We start from the raw sequence: 17,089 nt of genomic DNA, 5'->3' as shown, positions 1-17,089 counted from the left end.
ATTATTTTATTACTAACTAATATTTAAATATAAAGTTTCAGGAAATTGTTTTTTTAAAATTTTAACTAAATTGTATGCATCACATTTTTTATATTGCCCTATTGTAATACCTTCCAATACTATTGGTAAATTTACACCAGATAAAACTATATATTTATTATTATAATTTAAATTGGTAATAATACTCTTAAATGGACTTCCTTCGTATAAATCACAAAATACTACTATGCTATCATATCTATCTAGTTCATTAAAAGCTTCTTTAATACTATTGTCTAATTTAAGTATATCATTACCAGGAAAATCAATTACTCTGACATTACAATAATTATTCTTATAGGATCTACAAGCACTATATATTCCAGAAGCAAACTTTCCATGACCAATAATAATAAATCCTATCAATTTTATACACCTAATAAACATTGATATATTTCATTATATGAAATTTGTCAATAAATGTTTAAATATAAATTACTTTCCTTCTACTTTATCTAATTTTTTATTATATATAAACATATATAGTGAAGCTATAAAAATTACTCCATATCCAATAAAGCTTAATGTATCTGGTAAAGCACCAAAAACAATAAAGCTAATTACAGCAGAAAATATTATATTAGAATAATCAAAAATTGATATTTCCTTAGCTGGAGCATATTTATATGCTATAGTAATACCAAATTGCCCTACACTAGCAAAAACTCCTGCCATTAATAGATAGAATAACTGTAATGATGTCATAGGTCTATATACTGCCATCATAAAAGGGAAAATTACTATTAATGAAAATAATGAAAAATAAAATACTATTGTATAATGCTTTTCTTTAGAACCTAAGGTTCTTAAACAAGTATATGCACCTGCTGCAAAAACGGCACCTAAGATTCCAATAATAAATGGAAACATATCTAAATTGAAGCTTGGCTTAATTATAAACAATGCTCCTATAAAAGCAATTATTATAGCTATAATCTGTTTCAAGTTAATTTTTTCTCCTAAAAATAAGGCTGAAAAAATTATTACAAAAAATGGGCTTAGTTTATTAAGCATATTAGCATCTGATAGTATCAATTTATCAATTGAATAATAATTAAGAACTATTCCTATTGTACCTAAAGTAGATCTTAATATTAATAACTTTTGACTTTCCTTTTTACCAAAGAAACTCTCCTTATTTTTTATAATGAATATTAGAGCAATTATACAAGAAACTAAATTTCTAAAAAAAGTTTTTTGGAAGGAAGGTAATTCCCCTGCAAGTTTAACAAAAGCTGACATTCCTGCAAATCCAAAGGCTGAAAAAGTTATAAATATTATTCCTTTAACTCTGTTACTTAAATCATTCATTTTATCACTCCTTACCAAACTATAATACATTTAAATTTTAAAAAAATCAAAAACCCTAGGAATTCTCGCTAGGGTTTTAAATTTACTCTTCAATTTCACTAATAAATTGTTCTTCTGTTTCAGCTTCAATATACTTACCATTAGCATAGCCTATGGTTAAACCATCTCTACCACCACATTCTCCTATACATCCTACTTCAACATTTTCAGATCCAAATTTTAATTCTAATTTATTTACATCAATTCCTGAACAAATGGGACAAACAGATATCATATTTTTCTCCTTTTTCATTACAATTACCTTTTTCTTTATTATATTAATAATAATTATCATTTACAAATTTAAATAAATCTAATAGCTTTATTTTATCTTTTGTTTGCTTTAATTTACTTACTTTTATTTTAAATTTTACAATATTTAATTTTATTCAATTTAATTTCATATCTTGTTTTATAGAAAAATAAGGCAGGTTATTTACCTGCCTTATTTATTAAAGTTTAGAAACTAATTTAACTGTGTCTCTAGCAATCATAAGTTCTTCATTTGTAGGAATTTCATATACTTTAACTTTTGAAGTATCAGTTGATATTTCTTGGATCTTACCTCTAATCGAGTTTCTTTCATCATCAATTTCAAATCCAAGGAATTCTAATCCTCTTAGACATTCTTTTCTTGTAATAGCGGAATTTTCACCTATTCCAGCAGTAAATACTATTACATCTACCCCTCCCATTATTCCAGCATAAGCAGCTATTTGCGCTCTCACTTTATAATGGAATATATCTAAAGCAAGTTTTGCTCTTTTATTTCCTTTTTCAGATTCCGCTAAGACATCTCTAAAGTCAGAAGATACTCCTGATATTCCCAAAACCCCTGATTTCTTATTTAATATTTCATCAATATCATTAATTGTATAGTCATATTGCTCCATTAAGAAACTAATAACTGAAGGATCTATACTTCCTGATCTAGTCCCCATCATAACTCCAGCAAGGGGTGTAAATCCCATAGAAGTATCTATTGATTTACCACCTTTTACAGCAGCCAAAGAACATCCATTTCCTAAATGGCAAGTAACAATTTTTAAATCCTTAATATCTTTTCCCATAACTTCTGCTATTTTTTGTGAAACGTACATATGTGAAGTTCCATGGAAACCATATTTTCTAATACCATATTTTTCATATAATTCATATGGTAATGGACATATATAAGCTTCTTTTGGCATAGTTTGATGGAAAGCAGTATCAAATACAGCTACCATAGGAGTATTAGGCATAAGTTCTCTACATGCCTCAATACCTATTATATTAGGAGGATTATGTAGTGGTGCTAAAGATATACAATCTCTAATAGATTCTAAAACTTCGTTATCAATTATTACTGAATGAGAATATTTTTCACCACCATGAACTACTCTATGTCCTACAGCACCTATCTCATCCATAGATTCAATAATATTATGTTCTTTATTTACTAAAGCATTTAATACATGCTTAATAGCAGTTTTATGATTTGGCATATTTTCTTCAATTACATACTTATTTTTTCCTTCAACTTTTTGAGTTAAAATTGATCCATCAATACCAATTCTTTCAACTAATCCTTGCACTAAGGATTCTTCTGTTTCCATATCAATTAATTGATATTTTAAAGATGAGCTTCCACAGTTAATTACTAATGTCTTCATTTATCTTCTCCTTTTTTATTTATATTATTAATTATATAATACACTAAAAATCTATATATTCAAATTGATAGATTATTCAATATGTTAGAAAAAACATAAAAATCTAATTAATCTATTAATATTAGTCTATTTAACTAAGTTTTACTAAAATTTATATACATATGTCCAATATAACTACAAATATTTTTGTACAAAAATACAACTTTTATACAATTTAAATTTAAGAGAAGGACTTAAGATTTTATTTTAGAATTTAATAGTAAAAGGAGGATTATAAATGTATTCAAACTATATATTTGACTTATATGGAACTTTAGTTAATATTAATACAAATGAAGAATTTTCATTTCTATGGGAAAAGCTTAGATTATTCTATTCATTTAATAGAGCAATTTATACAAGAGATGAATTAAAGTCTAAATATTTTACGTTAGTTAATAAAAAATTAGATTCAAATCTTTGTGCAAGCTATCCTGATTTTGATATAGAAGAGGTATTTAAGGAACTATATATTTATAAAAACATTTATCCATCAAAAGATTTAATAAAAGACACAGCACATTTTTTTAGAATTTTATCTATTGAAAAGTTAGAACTATATGAAGGTGTAGCTAATTTATTGGATAAATTAAAAAATAAAAATAAAAGAATTTTTCTATTGACTAATGCACAAAAGATTTTTACGTCTTATGAATTGGAACTCTTAGGGATAAAAAAATATTTTGATGGAATTCTTTATTCTTCTGATTATAAAGTAAGTAAACCAAGTAAAGAATTCTATAATATTCTATTAAATAAATATAATTTAAAAGTAAAGGAAACTATAATGATAGGGAACGATTATTTTTGTGACATAACTCCAGCTAAAAATCTCAAACTTGATACATTATATATTCATTCTAACATATCCCCTCAATTAAATTATGAAGTTAATAGTACTTATAAAATATTAGATGGTAACGTTGAGAAAATTAATGAACTTATTATTAAATAAAATTAAGGAGATGCTTTATAACATCTCCTTAATTTTATTTAATTTAGAATATATGGAAGTCTTATTTTTAATTCTTCTAAAGTTGATCCATTTCTTTTAGAATAATCCTTCATCTGATTTTCATCTATTTTATATACATCAAAGTATTTTGCATTTTCATTAGCAAAATATAATCCACATACTGATGATGGTGGGTCCATCATATAGCCTGTCGTAACTTTTGAACCTGTATTATTTTCTCCATCTAAAATTTTAAATATCTTCTCAATTTCTTTTTGATCTTTTATAGATGGATAACCTACTGCTGGTCTAATTCCTGTGTATTTTCCTTTTAATAACTCATCTAAAGTTAAATTTTCATTTTCAGAATATCCCCAATATTTTTTTCTAATATCTAAATGAAGTTTTTCAGCAAAAGCTTCAGCTAGTCTGTCGCATACAAAGCTTAATAGCATAGAATTATACTCATCACCATTGTCTCTTAATTCATTTGCATATATTCTTGCTTCTTTTCCACTTGTAGTTATAAAAGCCCCAATATAATCATTAATTTTTAATTTTTCTGGTGCAATATAATCGCTTAATGATAAGTACACATTTTTATTGTTTTTCTTTTGTTGTCTAAACATATTGAAAGTTTCAATTAAGTTATTATCCTTATCATAAACATTTATGTCATCATTATTAGAGTTTGCCTTAAACAATCCAAATACTCCTCTAGGCTTTACTATATTATTCAATTCTAGTTGATCTAATAATCTATTAGCATCAGTAAATAATTTTTTAGCCTCATCACCATATTTATCATCTTTTAAAACTTCTGGATACTTTTTCTTCATTCCCCATGCAATGAAAAAAAAGCTCCAATCTATAAATGGGCGTATATCTTTTATACTATATTCTTCTATTACTTTTACACCTAAAAAGTTGGGAGTTTTAATATATTGCTTTTCCCAATCTAAATTTAGACTTTTTTCTCTAGCTTCCTCTAGTGAAATATATTCAAGTTTCTCTTTACCATAATTCTCTCTTTGCTTTTTATATTCTTCTTTAGTTTTCTTAATAAAACTAATCTTTTCATTAGACACTAGTGTTTTACATATCTCAACAGTTTTAGAAGCATCATATCCGTATATAACAGGTCCACTATAGTTAGGATCAATCTTCAATGCAGTATGGATTTTAGAAGTTGTAGCACCTCCAATTATAAGAGGTATGTTAAGGCCCCTTTTTTCCATCTCTGTAGCTACAGTAATCATTTCATTTAGTGATGGTGTAATTAATCCGCTTAATCCAATAATATCAACATTCTCTTTAATAGCTCTTTCTATTATCTCTTCGCAGGGAACCATTACTCCTAGATCAATCACCTCAAAATTATTACATGATAACACTACCCCGACTATATTTTTTCCAATGTCATGTACATCTCCCTTTACTGTAGCAATTAATATCTTCCCATCTTTTGAAAATTCACCTTTTCCATCTTTATCTATATAAGGAGTTAAAAAAGATACTCCTTTTTTCATAACCCTAGCTGATTTAACTACTTGAGGTAAAAACATCTTTCCTTCTCCAAATAAAGAACCAACTTTTTTCATTCCATCCATTAAAGGTCCTTCTATAATATTTAGAGCTCTATCATATAATTGTAATGCCTCTTTTAAATCTTCTTCGATGAAATCAGTAATTCCTTTAACTAATGAGTATTCAAGCCTTTCTTTACAACTAATATCTCTCCAATCATTTTTATTTACTTCTTCTCTTTTATTATCAGATTTATAGTAATTAGCAGCTTCTAATAATTTTTCACTAGCTTCTTCATTTACATTAAATATAACATCTTCTACTAACTTTAATAACTTTTTGGGAATATCATCATATATTTGAATCATTCCAGGATTTACTATACCCATATCCATTCCATTTTTAATTGCATGATATAAAAATACTGAGTGCATAGCTTCTCTTATTATATTATTACCTCTAAAGGAAAATGAGAGATTACTAACCCCACCTGATACCTTAGCATATGGAAGATTCTCCTTAATCCATTTTGTTGCTTTTATAAAATCAACTGCATAATTATTATGCTCTTCAATTCCTGTTGCAATAGCCAAAATATTAGGATCAAAAATAATATCTTCCGGAGGAAAATTAATTTCATTTACTAACAAATCGTAAGCTCTTTTACATATTTTAATCTTTTTATCATAGCTATCTGCTTGGCCATTTTCATCAAAAGCCATTACAACTACAGCTGCTCCAAAGTCTTTAATTATTTTAGCTTTATCTATAAAATCATCTTTTCCATTTTTTAATGAAATGGAATTTACTATATGTTTACCTTGAATTACTTTTAATCCTCTTTCAATAACTTCCCATCTTGAAGAATCTATCATAATAGGCTTTGAAGATATATCTGGTTCCGAAGCTATTAACTTCAAAAAGTTTTCCATTTCATATTCACTGTCTAAAAGACCATCGTCAAAATTAATATCTATAATTTGAGCTCCATTTTCCACTTGATTCTTAGCTATATTCAAAGCTTCTTCATATTTTTTTTCCTTAATTAATCTTGCAAATTTAGCTGATCCTGCTACATTAGTTCTTTCTCCAATATTTATAAAATTAGAATTTTTATTAGCTTTAGTTATTTCTAATCCACAATATATACTTTCTACTTTTTTTTCTTTAATTGATCTTGGTTTATATTTTTTAGATATTTTTGATATAGCTTCAATATGCTTGAAAGTAGTTCCACAACACCCACCAACCATATTTAAATATCCTTCCTTTAGCATTTCTTCAATATAACTGGCTGTTATATTAGGTGATTCATCGTAAAAGCCTAATTCATTTGGAAGTCCTGCATTAGGATATATAGAAATAAACAATTCTTGTGTATCAGATAACTCTTTTATAAATGGAATTAAATCCTTTGCTCCAAAAGAACAATTTAAACCAATCGAAATAACATTCTCATTTTTCATTGAGTTAGCAAAAGCTAATATATCTTGACCTGATAATATTCTCCCTGATTTATCTGCAATAGTTCCAGATATCATTATTGGTAAAGTTTTATTTTTAAATCTAAATACTTCATTGGCTGCTATAATTGCTGCTCTTGCATTGAGTGAATCAAAAATAGTTTCAATTAATACTAAATCTATCCCCCCATCTATAAGAGCACCTATCTGTTCTATATAAGCATCTTTCAATTCATCGAATGTTATACTCCTTAAAGACGGATCTTCCACATCTGGAGATAAAGAAGCCATTTTAGTAGTTGGTCCTATTGAACCTGCTACATATCTTTTTCTACCATCTTTTATTGTAAACTCATTACATAAACAACGAGCTATTTTAGCACTTTTATAATTCAAATCATAAACTAAATTCTCTAGACCAAAATCACTTTGAGAAATTTTATTGGAATTTAAAGTGTTTGTTTCTATAATATCAGCACCTGCTTCTAGAAAACCCTTATGGATAGATTTTATTATTTCTGTTTGTGTTATGCTTAATAAGTCATTATTACCTTTTTGATCAATATGAAAATTTTTTAATAGTTTCCCTCTATAGTCCTCTTCATTTAGCATATAGTTTTGAATATTAGTCCCCATTGCCCCATCTATAACTAATATTCTATCTTGTAAATCATTAATAATTTCAAAATTTAAATTCAATTTATTGCCCCCTTTCAAAAATAAAAAATCTCTTCTAAAAAAGAAGAGATTCACTAAGTTCATAATAATTTTCTCTTATTTTTCAGATTTCTCTGTAGGATTTAGCACCACACTTTAAAGTAGGTTGCTGGGCTTCATAGGGCCAGTCCCTCCACCACTCTTAATAAGATCTTTTAATTTATATAATTATATATTCTTTAGATAATTATGTCAATTTTTATTAACTATTTATATTCTTTGTCATTAGATTTTCTCTTTATAAATTGTCCATAACCCTTTTTACCAATAAATTTATTATCTTTAGCAATTATTTCTCCTCTTAAAATAGTATAAATAGGATAACCTTTTACTTTTATTCCTTCATATGGAGTATAATCTACATTTGAATGTAACTCTTCAACATTTAATTTCTTTTCTATAGTTGGATCAATAATAACTATATCTCCGTCAGATCCTACTTGAATTGATCCTTTTTTCGGATACATACCAAATATCTTTGCTGGATTTGTGCAGCATACTTCTACAAATTTATTAGCACTTATTCTATTTTTCATTACTCCCTCTGAAAAAATCAAAGGAATTCTTTCCTCAATTCCTGGAGCACCGTTAGGGCATTTTGTAAAATCATCTTTTCCAAGTTGTTTATCCTTATTAAATGCAAAGGGACAATGATCTGTTGCAATTGTTTTTATATGTCCATCATTTATCCCTTTCCATAAAGCATCTATATCACTTTGCTTTCTTAAAGGTGGACTCATAATATATTTTAATCCTTCATTTTTTTCAAGCTCATATTTGCTATCATCTAAAACTAAATATTGAGGACAAGTTTCTGCATAAACATTTTCACCTTTTTCATGTGCCATTTTTATGTAACTTAATCCTATTTCAGAAGATAAATGCACTATATATAATGGTGCATCCTCTGCTATTTTAGCTAGATTAATCATTCTATTTACAGCTTCACCTTCTGCTTCAACAGGTCTACTTAAAGGATGATATTTAGGCGTTTTTAAATTATTGCTAACATAATATTCTTTTAATAATTTTATGCTACCATGATTTTCACAGTGAACAGTAGTAATTCCTCCAAGTTCCTTTAGTCTTTTTAGAACTTTTAATACATCTTCATCTTCTAATTTATAATCATATGTTAAGTATACTTTAAAACTTGGTATTCCCTCTTCTTTTACTATGCTTTCCATCTCATTTAAAATTTCATCATTTATATGCTGAATTACTCCATGAAATCCATAATCAACTACTGCATTTTCTTTAGCATAACCATGATAAACATCAACTTGATGCTTCAAGTTGCATCCTTTTGGTCCAAATCCCATATGATCAACAATTGTTGTTGTTCCACCACAAGCTGCTGCTACTGTACCTGTATAAAAATCATCATTAGCAATAGCAATTCCTACATCTAAATTTAAGTGAGTATGTACGTCTACCCCTCCTGGAATAACATATTTACCTTTAGCGTCTATGGTTTCATCGCAGTTTTTATTTAGGTTATAGCCTATTTCTTTAATAATCCCATCTTCAATATAAATATCTCCAATATAAGTATCACTAGCTGTAATAACATTACCATTTTTAATTAGTAAAGACATTTTATCACTTCTTTCTCTAATTCTTTTTTATAACTAAATGAAGCAACCATTATGCCAATTTAGAATTGCCATGAAATCAAATAAAGCACCCAAATTTATTTATCATAATGATAATAATTATTAAAATAATAATTATCTTAATATAGATTGAGCCATTCTTCTATAAGTATGTCTTATTCCTCTAATGGCAACTGATAATGTCATAATATTTTCTGGAATAGCCATACCAAAAGTACCGCAGTCTCCAATATGCTGAATATCTGCTCCAGCCATCTTAGAATTTAAAGCAATTTGTTCAATTATAGACTTACTTGATCCTTCTTGAGATGTACCAATAGTAGTCATTGCTAAAGCATTTTCTTTATGAATCATTGATATAATATTCCTAGCTAAGTTAGTATCAAAACCAGGTACTGTTCCAGGTGCTGGTATTAATATTACATCTGCTCCAGCATTTATAAAGCTTTTAATAGTTTCTTCATCATAAATATTTCCACTACCTGCTCCATGCATTTTACCTGCAATTATTAATGTATCGTCACCTAATATTTCTTTTGCTAGCTTTATACCATTGCATATAGTTTCTCCACTAACCCCAGTATTAGGATTACCTGTTAATACAACATAATCAAAACCATACTGCTTAACCCTCTCTAAATTTTCTTTATTTAATGTATATCCTCTTTCATAATTACTACCATCTGGTACAGGCTCCAAATTTACACCAATTAATCTTCCAACTAATTTTTTAATATTTTTTATATAATCCTTATCATTAATATTCTTTTGAACCTTATCTTCATATTCTTTAGAAATTCTACTTAAGTCTGTAAATAAAGTATTTCCACCATCTATACCAAAAATAAAAGGTTTCTCAAAGTTAAATGTATTTAATGTGATCATATCAGCACCAAAGCTAGCAGATAATTCTAAATTAGACACTTCTCTTATGTAAGGTGTATAACTTATTATGTTTTCAGACATAACAGTTCTTCCTTCTGACTTTTCAATTATCTCTTTTAAAGTATTTTTATTAATACTCTCAATATCACTTGTAGTTAATTCAAATATTCTTTTCATATGATTTCCTCCTACAAACTATATGTTTATATATAATTCTTTTTGTTTAGTTTCTTTTATTCAAGTATAATTTTATCAAATATTTCTATTTATAGCAAAAGTTCTAAGCCTTAAGAAGTGTTTATTCCCTTAATTTAATTTTTATTTATACTACATCTGCTAACTGAAATTTTATTATTTTTCTTAAATCATCTAATGACAATTCTACTTGATATCCTATTTTACCAGCACTAAATATAAAAGTTTTAAACCCATTCGCTGATAAATCAATTGTAGTTGTAAAATTTTTTTTCATCCCAATAGGGGAACATCCACCATGTATATATCCTGTAAGTGGTAGTAAATCCTTTGACTTTATCATTTCTATAGATTTCTCACCAACACTTTTAGCTGCTTTCTTTAAATCTAGTTCTTTTTCTACTGGTATCACAAACACATAATACTTTTTTGATTTTCCTACTGTAACAAGAGTTTTAAATACTTGTCTAGGATCTTGCTTTAAAACATTTGCTACTTCTATTCCACTTATTGCATCAGTATCTATATAAGAATAACTTTTATACTCTATTTTTTTCTTTTCTAATATTCTCATAACATTTGTTTTTTCATCCATATTTATTACCTCAAAACTTTATATTATTTAAATATATTTTATAAAACAATTCTTGTTATATCAATAAGACCTAGTATCAATTTTCAGAATTTACTACCAACTGAATATGTTTTCATGATAAAATATTAATGTAAATCTATTTATAATAATTATTTACATAAAATTTAAAGGAGAAAAAATATGAAATTACAAAAGGAATTACCTGAAATTTTTGAAACTTTCGGTGAAATTAGAAGAAATTCTTTTATGGTTGCTAAAGAACAAAAAGAAAAGGACATACCTCTTATTGGTGTATTTTGCACCTATTTCCCTCAAGAACTTGCTTTAGCTATGGGAGCTTCTACAGTTTCTTTATGTGCCTCTTCCGACGAAACTATAGGAGATGCAGAACAAGACTTACCTCGTAATCTTTGTCCCCTTATCAAATCTAGTTATGGATTTGCTAAAACTGATAAATGTCCATTTTTTTATTTTTCAGACTTAGTTGTTGGAGAAACTACCTGTGATGGCAAAAAGAAAATGTATGAATATCTTTCTGAGTTTAAGCCTGTTCATGTTATGGAATTACCAAACTCTCAAAGTGAAGATGGTTTTAAACTTTGGAAAAATGAAATTATAAAGCTTAAAGAAGTTTTAGAAGAAAAGTTTAATACATCTATATCTGAAGATGATATAAGAAAAGCTATATTAATTAAAAATAATGAAAGGAAAGCCTTAAAAGAATTTTATGAACTAGGTAAGTTAAATCCAGTACCTATTACTGGTCTAGATATTTTTAAAGTTTTAAATGGTACAACCTTTGAGTTCAATAAAGAAATTATACCTAATAAAATTAATGACTTAATTAATAAAATAAAAGAAAACTATAATGTTAATAAAAATTATGATGAAAAACCAAGAATATTAATAACTGGATGTCCATTAGGAACAGCTACTGAAAAAGTGATAAAAGCAATTGAAGAAAATGGAGCATATGTTGTAGCTTTTGAAAATTGTAGTGGGGCTAAGGCTGTAGATGAATTAGTTGATGAAACTAATCCTGATATTTATGATGCTTTAGCAAGAAAATACCTTTCCATTGGTTGCTCATGTATGACACCTAATCCAAATAGAATAAAACTTCTTGATGAAATGATAGACGATTACAAGGTTGATGCAGTAATCGATGTTATTTTAACTGCATGTCATACTTATAATGTTGAAACTTTATCCATAAAAAGATTTGTAAATGACCAAAAAAATATACCTTATATGAGTGTTGAAACTGATTTTTCTACAAGTGATATAGGTCAATTAAATACTAGAATGGCTGCATTTATTGAGATGCTATAAATGAATAAAGAAATAGAATATTATACTTTAGGAATTGATTCAGGATCAACATATACTAAAGGTGCCCTTTTTAATGGAAAAGAAATTATTAGAACATTCAAAATAAGAACATCAGCTAAACCAAAAGAAACATTATATAAGGTGTACAATACTTTATATAATGAAAAAGTAAAATTCATAGTTACTACTGGATATGGAAGAGCTTTACTAGAAGAATCTAATAAACAAGTTACAGAAATTACTTGTCATGCCCAAGGTGCTGCTTTTTTAAATCCGAGAACTAGAACAATTATAGATTTAGGTGGACAAGACTGTAAGGCTATAAAGCTTGATAACTCTCTTAACGTAGTAGATTTTATTATGAATGACAAATGTGCTGCAGGAACTGGAAGATTTATTGAAGTTATGATGAGGATACTAGAAGAAGATATAAGTAATATAGATAACTTTGTTAAAAATAAAAATAAAGTAAATATTTCAAGTATGTGTACTGTTTTTGCAGAAAGTGAAATAATTAGTCTTTTAGCTAAAGACATAGATAGAGGCGATATTGCTTTAGGGGTATTGCATTCAATTGGTAAAAGAACAGCTAGCTTCAGTAAAAAATTAAGTACTGATGATGTAGTATTTTTCACCGGTGGACTTGCTAACTCTAAATCATTTAAAGAAATATTAAGCTTGTATTTAAATCATACTGTTTTTACTCATGATTTAAGTCAATATGCTGGAGCTATAGGTGCCGCTATCATAGGATATAGGAAATATATTAAAATAAAATAGTAAAGATAGAAATATCTATCTTTACTATTCAAAATATATGTTTGAAAATTCCATATTCAACGTTTGGACAAGTCTATTATCCATAAGATTCATATCTACGTTTTTGTTTTCCATTCTTTTATTAGGTAATTCTATAATGAAAGTACTTCCTTTTCCAACTGTACTTTTAAGATTTATTTTTCCACCTATAGCCTCAACAAGTAATTTAACTAAACACAAACCAATGCCTGTACCTTCAGATTTTCTTGTTAAATCATTGTTTACTTGCACAAATCTGTGAAAAATTTCTTCTTGTTTATTTTTAGGAATGCCAACACCTTCATCTTTAACATAAATATTAATAAATGTATCCTTATCTTCTATAATAACCTTTACAGATTTATTCTGTGGGGTAAATTTGATAGCATTAGATAATAAGTTAAGTAATATTCTTTCATACTTCTCATCATCTATTGCTATTATTTTTTCTTTAATATCACATATGAATTCTAAATTAACATTTTTTCTTAAAGCAAAGCTTTTTACTGATTCACTAATTAATCTTGTTACACTTATAATATCATAATTTCTAAAATTAATATTTAAATATCCTGAACTTGCTCTAGATATATCTAACAAGTTATTTACTAATCTTAATTGTTGTAACGTACTTATATTTATTTTGTCTATATACTTTTTTACGTTATTAGACAATTCTGATGAATATATGCTCTCTAATAATTGTATAGATGAATTTATTATAGTTAATGGTGTTTTAAATTCATGAGCGATAAAGGAAAAAAACTCTTCTTGATTTTTTAATTTAAGTTCTAATTCACTTTGCACTTTTATTAAATAATCCATTATTTCTAAATTATTCTTTTTATATAAACTAGAATGTAAATTGTTATCCATGAAATAATTATCTAAAGTATTTACATATCCATTATTTCTTTCTAAGTCCTTAATTTTAGCTTTTAACAATTTATTTTCTCTATCTAATTTTATATTTTCTGTATTATCTACGAAAGAAACTATTATATATTGTAAAGTATTCTTTTCATAAATTGGTGTTATGGTACATTTATAATATTTTTTTTCCCCATCTATAGATATATTATCAAATATTTGTTTATCTTTAATATCTGTAAATTTTAATAAAATTGACAAAAAAGATTCATTTTTGCTATCTTTTCTTTTTATTTCTAAAATACAACTATCATTGAACTTCTTTATATTCACTTCTACATTCTTTAATAGGTTATAATAATATTTATTATATTTAATCAGATTTAAACTTGGAAAATTATAAATACCTATTGCTATATTCTTATCTGATATTAAATTTTCGTACTCTAAGAAATCACTTATATTATCTAATATATAAGATGATTTTTTTAAACAACAATTTGTTAAAATATTCATTTTTACCCCCTATAAACATAAAATTAAAAAACCCGTAGAAAATATCTATATTTTACCATATATTTGTAAATTTTACTATATTATTTATTAATTTAGCAAAATAACTATATCTTTTAAAAGATTCAACAATAATATATTATTGTTTCTATGAATTAACTAACTCTCCACCATTAATATGTATTGTTTCTCCAGTAATAAAACTAGCTCCATCACTTGCTAGAAAAACATAAGCATCTGCTATCTCCACTGGTTGAGCTGCCCTTTTCATAGGGTTACTTTGCCCAAAAATAGAAACCTTAGTTGCATCAAAAGAAGCAGGTATAAGTGGTGTCCATACTGGCCCAGGAGCTACTGAATTTACCCTAATCCCCTTAGTAATTAAACTTAATGCTAATGAACGAGTAAAAGTTGTAAGAGCTCCTTTAGTCATTGAATAATCTATAAGTGTTTCATTACCATTATAAGCTGTTATAGAAGTTGTATTAATAATAGAATCTCCTTGTGATAAATGTTTTAATGCTTCTTTAGTTATAAAAACTGCACCAAAAACATTAGTTCTAAATGTCTTTTCTAACTGCTGTTCTGTTATATCTGTTAGATTATTACAAACATGTTGTTCAGCTGAATTATTTACTATTATGTTTATTTTATTAAACTTACTTTTTATAGAGTTAATTGATGAAATGCAAAATTCTTCATTTCCAATATCTCCACTTATTAAAATACATTCTCCACCTATAGATTCAATTTCTTTTTTTGTAGTTTCTGCATCCTCATGCTCATTCAAATAAATAATTGCTATTTTAGCTCCTTCTTTTGCAAAAGCTATAGCAACAGCTCTTCCAATTCCACTATCTCCACCGGTTATTACTGCAACTTTATCTTTAAGTTTCTTTCCACTAATATTATCATCATTTTTATAAATAGGTTTTGGGGTCATATTTTCTTCTATTCCAGGTTGTACATTTTGATGTTGAACAGGAAAAGTTTTAGGAAAATTATTATTCATATTTATCCTCCTTAAAATCATATTCATTTCCAAGTTTATTTCTTTTTACACTTTCTAAATAATCAGTTTTATTAACTATGTTGTTTTCAAAATTTTTAACTGCAATTTTAGTAAAGTTACCAATATTGCTTAAATCAATTAATGATTTATCCATTTTATCTCTCCTTTCTTACTTATATAGTTATTGTTGTATTATTTAAAATAAATTATACTTTTTTAAAATTTAAAATCTTCACATATTTATTAAGCAGTGATATAATATTAACTACAAAAATTACTAGGAGTGGAAACATATGCATTTAAATGAAATTAAAAGAACAAGAGAAAATATAAAAGATATTATTAATAAAACTCCAATTTTACATAGTCCAATTTTTTCTAAAATGAACAATTGCTCTGTATATATGAAATGTGAAAATTTACAAATTACAGGAGCATATAAAATTAGAGGGGCTCTTAATAAAATTAGAACATTAACTGATGAAGAGAAGTTAAAAGGGGTTGTTTGTTCTTCAGCAGGTAATCATGCACAAGGAGTTGCATATGCAGCTACTCTTTTTGGTGTTAATTCAACTATAGTTATGCCAAAAAACACCCCTTATTTAAAAATCCAATCAACAAAAGAATTTGGAGGAAGTGTTGTTTTACATGGTACATGTTATGATGATGCTTTTCTAAAAGCTAAATCAATTGAAAGTGAATATAATTCTGTGTTTATTCATCCTTTTAATGATATAAATGTCATTTATGGACAAGGTACTATCGCACTTGAAATTTTAGAGGAAATTACTGATGTAGATGTTATAATTTGCCCTATTGGTGGCGGGGGATTAATTAGTGGTATATCCTTAGCTGCTAAAGAATTAAATCCTAATATAAAAATAATAGGTGTACAAGCTGAAGGCGCTAATGCTATGGAAAAAAGTTTTAAAAACAAAAAATTAATATCTCTAAATTCAGTAAATACAATAGCTGATGGAATTGCAGTAAAATGTCCAGGAGAATTAACTTATAATATAATAAGAGAATATGTTGATGATATAGTAACTGTTTCAGATAAAGAAATAGCTGAAGCTTTTTTAATTCTTTGCGAAAAGCATAAGTTATTAGCTGAGGCTTCTGGTGCTGCTTCCTTAGCAGCCTTAAAAAAATTAAACCTTTATGGTAAAAAAGTAGTTTCTATTATAAGTGGTGGAAATATCGATATGTTAACTATTTCATCATTAATAAGTGATGGATTAGTTGAAAGAGGAAGATTATTTTGCTTTTCAGTTGAATTGCCTGATACCCCAGGCCAATTACAAGAAATCTCTAAAATATTATCTGAAGTCAATGCAAATGTGGTTCAACTTGAACATAATCAGTTTAAAGCGGCAAATAGATTAAAAAATGTTTTGTTAGAAGTAACAGTTGAAACTAATGGAACTGAGCATATAGATTTAATTAAATCAACATTTAATAAAAAAGGTTTCAAAATTATTCAAATGTATTAAAAAACTGGCTTAAGCCATTAGCTTAAGCCAGTTTTACT

The 17,089-nt window shown here is 26.8% G+C and carries 15 protein-coding genes and 1 riboswitch; of the genes, 4 read left to right on the top strand and 11 right to left on the bottom strand.

Annotation, left to right across the window (positions count from 1 at the left end; genetic code table 11):
• Window positions 1-12 precede the first annotated feature (12 nt).
• The 4 genes from BN6774_RS10110 to BN6774_RS10095 form a co-directional block, all read right to left on the bottom strand.
• Window positions 13-405, bottom strand: coding sequence for a PTS sugar transporter subunit IIA domain-containing protein (locus tag BN6774_RS10110; RefSeq protein WP_066893223.1), 393 nt, complete (start codon window positions 403-405; stop codon window positions 13-15).
• Between the two features lie 69 nt (window positions 406-474).
• Window positions 475-1,350: a DMT family transporter gene (locus BN6774_RS10105; RefSeq protein ID WP_066893220.1), complete on the bottom strand. Its 876-nt coding sequence runs from the start codon at window positions 1,348-1,350 to the stop codon at window positions 475-477.
• Between the two features lie 82 nt (window positions 1,351-1,432).
• On the bottom strand, window positions 1,433-1,624 hold the full coding sequence (locus BN6774_RS10100; protein ID WP_066893218.1) for a DUF1450 domain-containing protein: 192 nt from the start codon (window positions 1,622-1,624) through the stop codon (window positions 1,433-1,435).
• Between the two features lie 217 nt (window positions 1,625-1,841).
• Window positions 1,842-3,041: an acetate kinase gene (locus BN6774_RS10095; protein ID WP_066893216.1), complete on the bottom strand. Its 1,200-nt coding sequence runs from the start codon at window positions 3,039-3,041 to the stop codon at window positions 1,842-1,844.
• 277 nt (window positions 3,042-3,318) lie between these two features.
• Here BN6774_RS10095 and BN6774_RS10090 point away from each other — a divergent pair, with 277 nt between their 5' ends.
• Entirely contained in the window at window positions 3,319-4,035 is a 717-nt protein-coding gene (locus tag BN6774_RS10090; RefSeq protein ID WP_066893214.1) for an HAD family hydrolase, read from the top strand.
• A 38-nt stretch (window positions 4,036-4,073) separates the two neighbouring features.
• On the opposite strand, the gene metH is transcribed toward BN6774_RS10090, so the two are convergent.
• From metH to ybaK, 4 genes are all read right to left on the bottom strand, one after another.
• Window positions 4,074-7,724 carry a methionine synthase gene (metH, locus tag BN6774_RS10085; protein ID WP_268873138.1) on the bottom strand — a complete coding sequence of 1,217 codons (3,651 nt, stop codon included), beginning with the start codon at window positions 7,722-7,724 and terminating at the stop codon, window positions 4,074-4,076.
• Between the two features lie 72 nt (window positions 7,725-7,796).
• Window positions 7,797-7,894: riboswitch (SAM riboswitch) on the bottom strand.
• A gap of 54 nt (window positions 7,895-7,948) precedes the next feature.
• Complete coding sequence (hydA, locus tag BN6774_RS10080) at window positions 7,949-9,340, bottom strand: dihydropyrimidinase (RefSeq protein WP_066893212.1); 1,392 nt, start codon at window positions 9,338-9,340, stop codon at window positions 7,949-7,951.
• 132 nt (window positions 9,341-9,472) lie between these two features.
• The gene (locus BN6774_RS10075) at window positions 9,473-10,420 is read right to left on the bottom strand and encodes a DUF7916 family protein (protein WP_066893210.1); all 948 of its coding nucleotides are present in this window, start codon (window positions 10,418-10,420) and stop codon (window positions 9,473-9,475) included.
• 145 nt (window positions 10,421-10,565) lie between these two features.
• Window positions 10,566-11,033 carry a Cys-tRNA(Pro) deacylase gene (gene ybaK, locus BN6774_RS10070; protein WP_066893208.1) on the bottom strand — a complete coding sequence of 156 codons (468 nt, stop codon included), beginning with the start codon at window positions 11,031-11,033 and terminating at the stop codon, window positions 10,566-10,568.
• 180 nt (window positions 11,034-11,213) lie between these two features.
• On the opposite strand from ybaK, the gene BN6774_RS10065 reads away from it, so the two are divergent.
• The gene (locus BN6774_RS10065) at window positions 11,214-12,365 is read left to right on the top strand and encodes a double-cubane-cluster-containing anaerobic reductase (protein ID WP_066893206.1); all 1,152 of its coding nucleotides are present in this window, start codon (window positions 11,214-11,216) and stop codon (window positions 12,363-12,365) included.
• Entirely contained in the window at window positions 12,366-13,145 is a 780-nt protein-coding gene (locus BN6774_RS10060; protein ID WP_066893202.1) for an acyl-CoA dehydratase activase, read from the top strand.
• Between the two features lie 24 nt (window positions 13,146-13,169).
• On the opposite strand, the gene BN6774_RS10055 is transcribed toward BN6774_RS10060, so the two are convergent.
• The 3 genes from BN6774_RS10055 to BN6774_RS18630 form a co-directional block, all read right to left on the bottom strand.
• Window positions 13,170-14,549, bottom strand: a complete 1,380-nt coding sequence (locus BN6774_RS10055; RefSeq protein ID WP_066893200.1) for a sensor histidine kinase — start codon at window positions 14,547-14,549, stop codon at window positions 13,170-13,172.
• Between the two features lie 145 nt (window positions 14,550-14,694).
• Window positions 14,695-15,558: an SDR family oxidoreductase gene (locus BN6774_RS10050; protein WP_066893198.1), complete on the bottom strand. Its 864-nt coding sequence runs from the start codon at window positions 15,556-15,558 to the stop codon at window positions 14,695-14,697.
• Window positions 15,551-15,712 (bottom strand): hypothetical protein, encoded by a 162-nt coding sequence (locus BN6774_RS18630; RefSeq protein ID WP_167349598.1) that lies wholly within the window; start codon window positions 15,710-15,712, stop codon window positions 15,551-15,553. The genes BN6774_RS10050 and BN6774_RS18630 overlap by 8 nt, the downstream gene beginning before the upstream one ends.
• 139 nt (window positions 15,713-15,851) lie before the next feature.
• On the opposite strand from BN6774_RS18630, the gene ilvA reads away from it, so the two are divergent.
• On the top strand, window positions 15,852-17,051 hold the full coding sequence (gene ilvA, locus BN6774_RS10045) for a threonine ammonia-lyase (protein ID WP_066893196.1): 1,200 nt from the start codon (window positions 15,852-15,854) through the stop codon (window positions 17,049-17,051).
• The last annotated feature ends 38 nt before the right edge of the window (window positions 17,052-17,089 follow it).

Source organism: Clostridium nigeriense, assembly GCF_900086595.1.
Lineage (GTDB): Bacteria > Bacillota > Clostridia > Clostridiales > Clostridiaceae > Clostridium > Clostridium nigeriense.
This window is presented reverse-complemented; position numbering and strand designations above follow the sequence as displayed.

Excerpts from the sequence above, each read along its gene's own strand:
- hydA (WP_066893212.1), bottom strand. The coding sequence starts at position 9,340 with ATGTCTTTACTAATTAAAAATGGTAATGTTATTACAGCTAGTGATACT.
- BN6774_RS10065 (WP_066893206.1), top strand. The coding sequence starts at position 11,214 with ATGAAATTACAAAAGGAATTACCTGAAATTTTTGAAACTTTCGGTGAA.
- BN6774_RS10105 (WP_066893220.1), bottom strand. The coding sequence starts at position 1,350 with ATGAATGATTTAAGTAACAGAGTTAAAGGAATAATATTTATAACTTTT.
- BN6774_RS10060 (WP_066893202.1), top strand. The coding sequence starts at position 12,366 with ATGAATAAAGAAATAGAATATTATACTTTAGGAATTGATTCAGGATCA.
- BN6774_RS10075 (WP_066893210.1), bottom strand. The coding sequence starts at position 10,420 with ATGAAAAGAATATTTGAATTAACTACAAGTGATATTGAGAGTATTAAT.
- BN6774_RS18630 (WP_167349598.1), bottom strand. The coding sequence starts at position 15,712 with ATGGATAAATCATTAATTGATTTAAGCAATATTGGTAACTTTACTAAA.
- BN6774_RS10095 (WP_066893216.1), bottom strand. The coding sequence starts at position 3,041 with ATGAAGACATTAGTAATTAACTGTGGAAGCTCATCTTTAAAATATCAA.
- BN6774_RS10055 (WP_066893200.1), bottom strand. The coding sequence starts at position 14,549 with ATGAATATTTTAACAAATTGTTGTTTAAAAAAATCATCTTATATATTA.
- BN6774_RS10100 (WP_066893218.1), bottom strand. The coding sequence starts at position 1,624 with ATGATATCTGTTTGTCCCATTTGTTCAGGAATTGATGTAAATAAATTA.
- BN6774_RS10090 (WP_066893214.1), top strand. The coding sequence starts at position 3,319 with ATGTATTCAAACTATATATTTGACTTATATGGAACTTTAGTTAATATT.
- BN6774_RS10050 (WP_066893198.1), bottom strand. The coding sequence starts at position 15,558 with ATGAATAATAATTTTCCTAAAACTTTTCCTGTTCAACATCAAAATGTA.
- ilvA (WP_066893196.1), top strand. The coding sequence starts at position 15,852 with ATGCATTTAAATGAAATTAAAAGAACAAGAGAAAATATAAAAGATATT.
- ybaK (WP_066893208.1), bottom strand. The coding sequence starts at position 11,033 with ATGGATGAAAAAACAAATGTTATGAGAATATTAGAAAAGAAAAAAATA.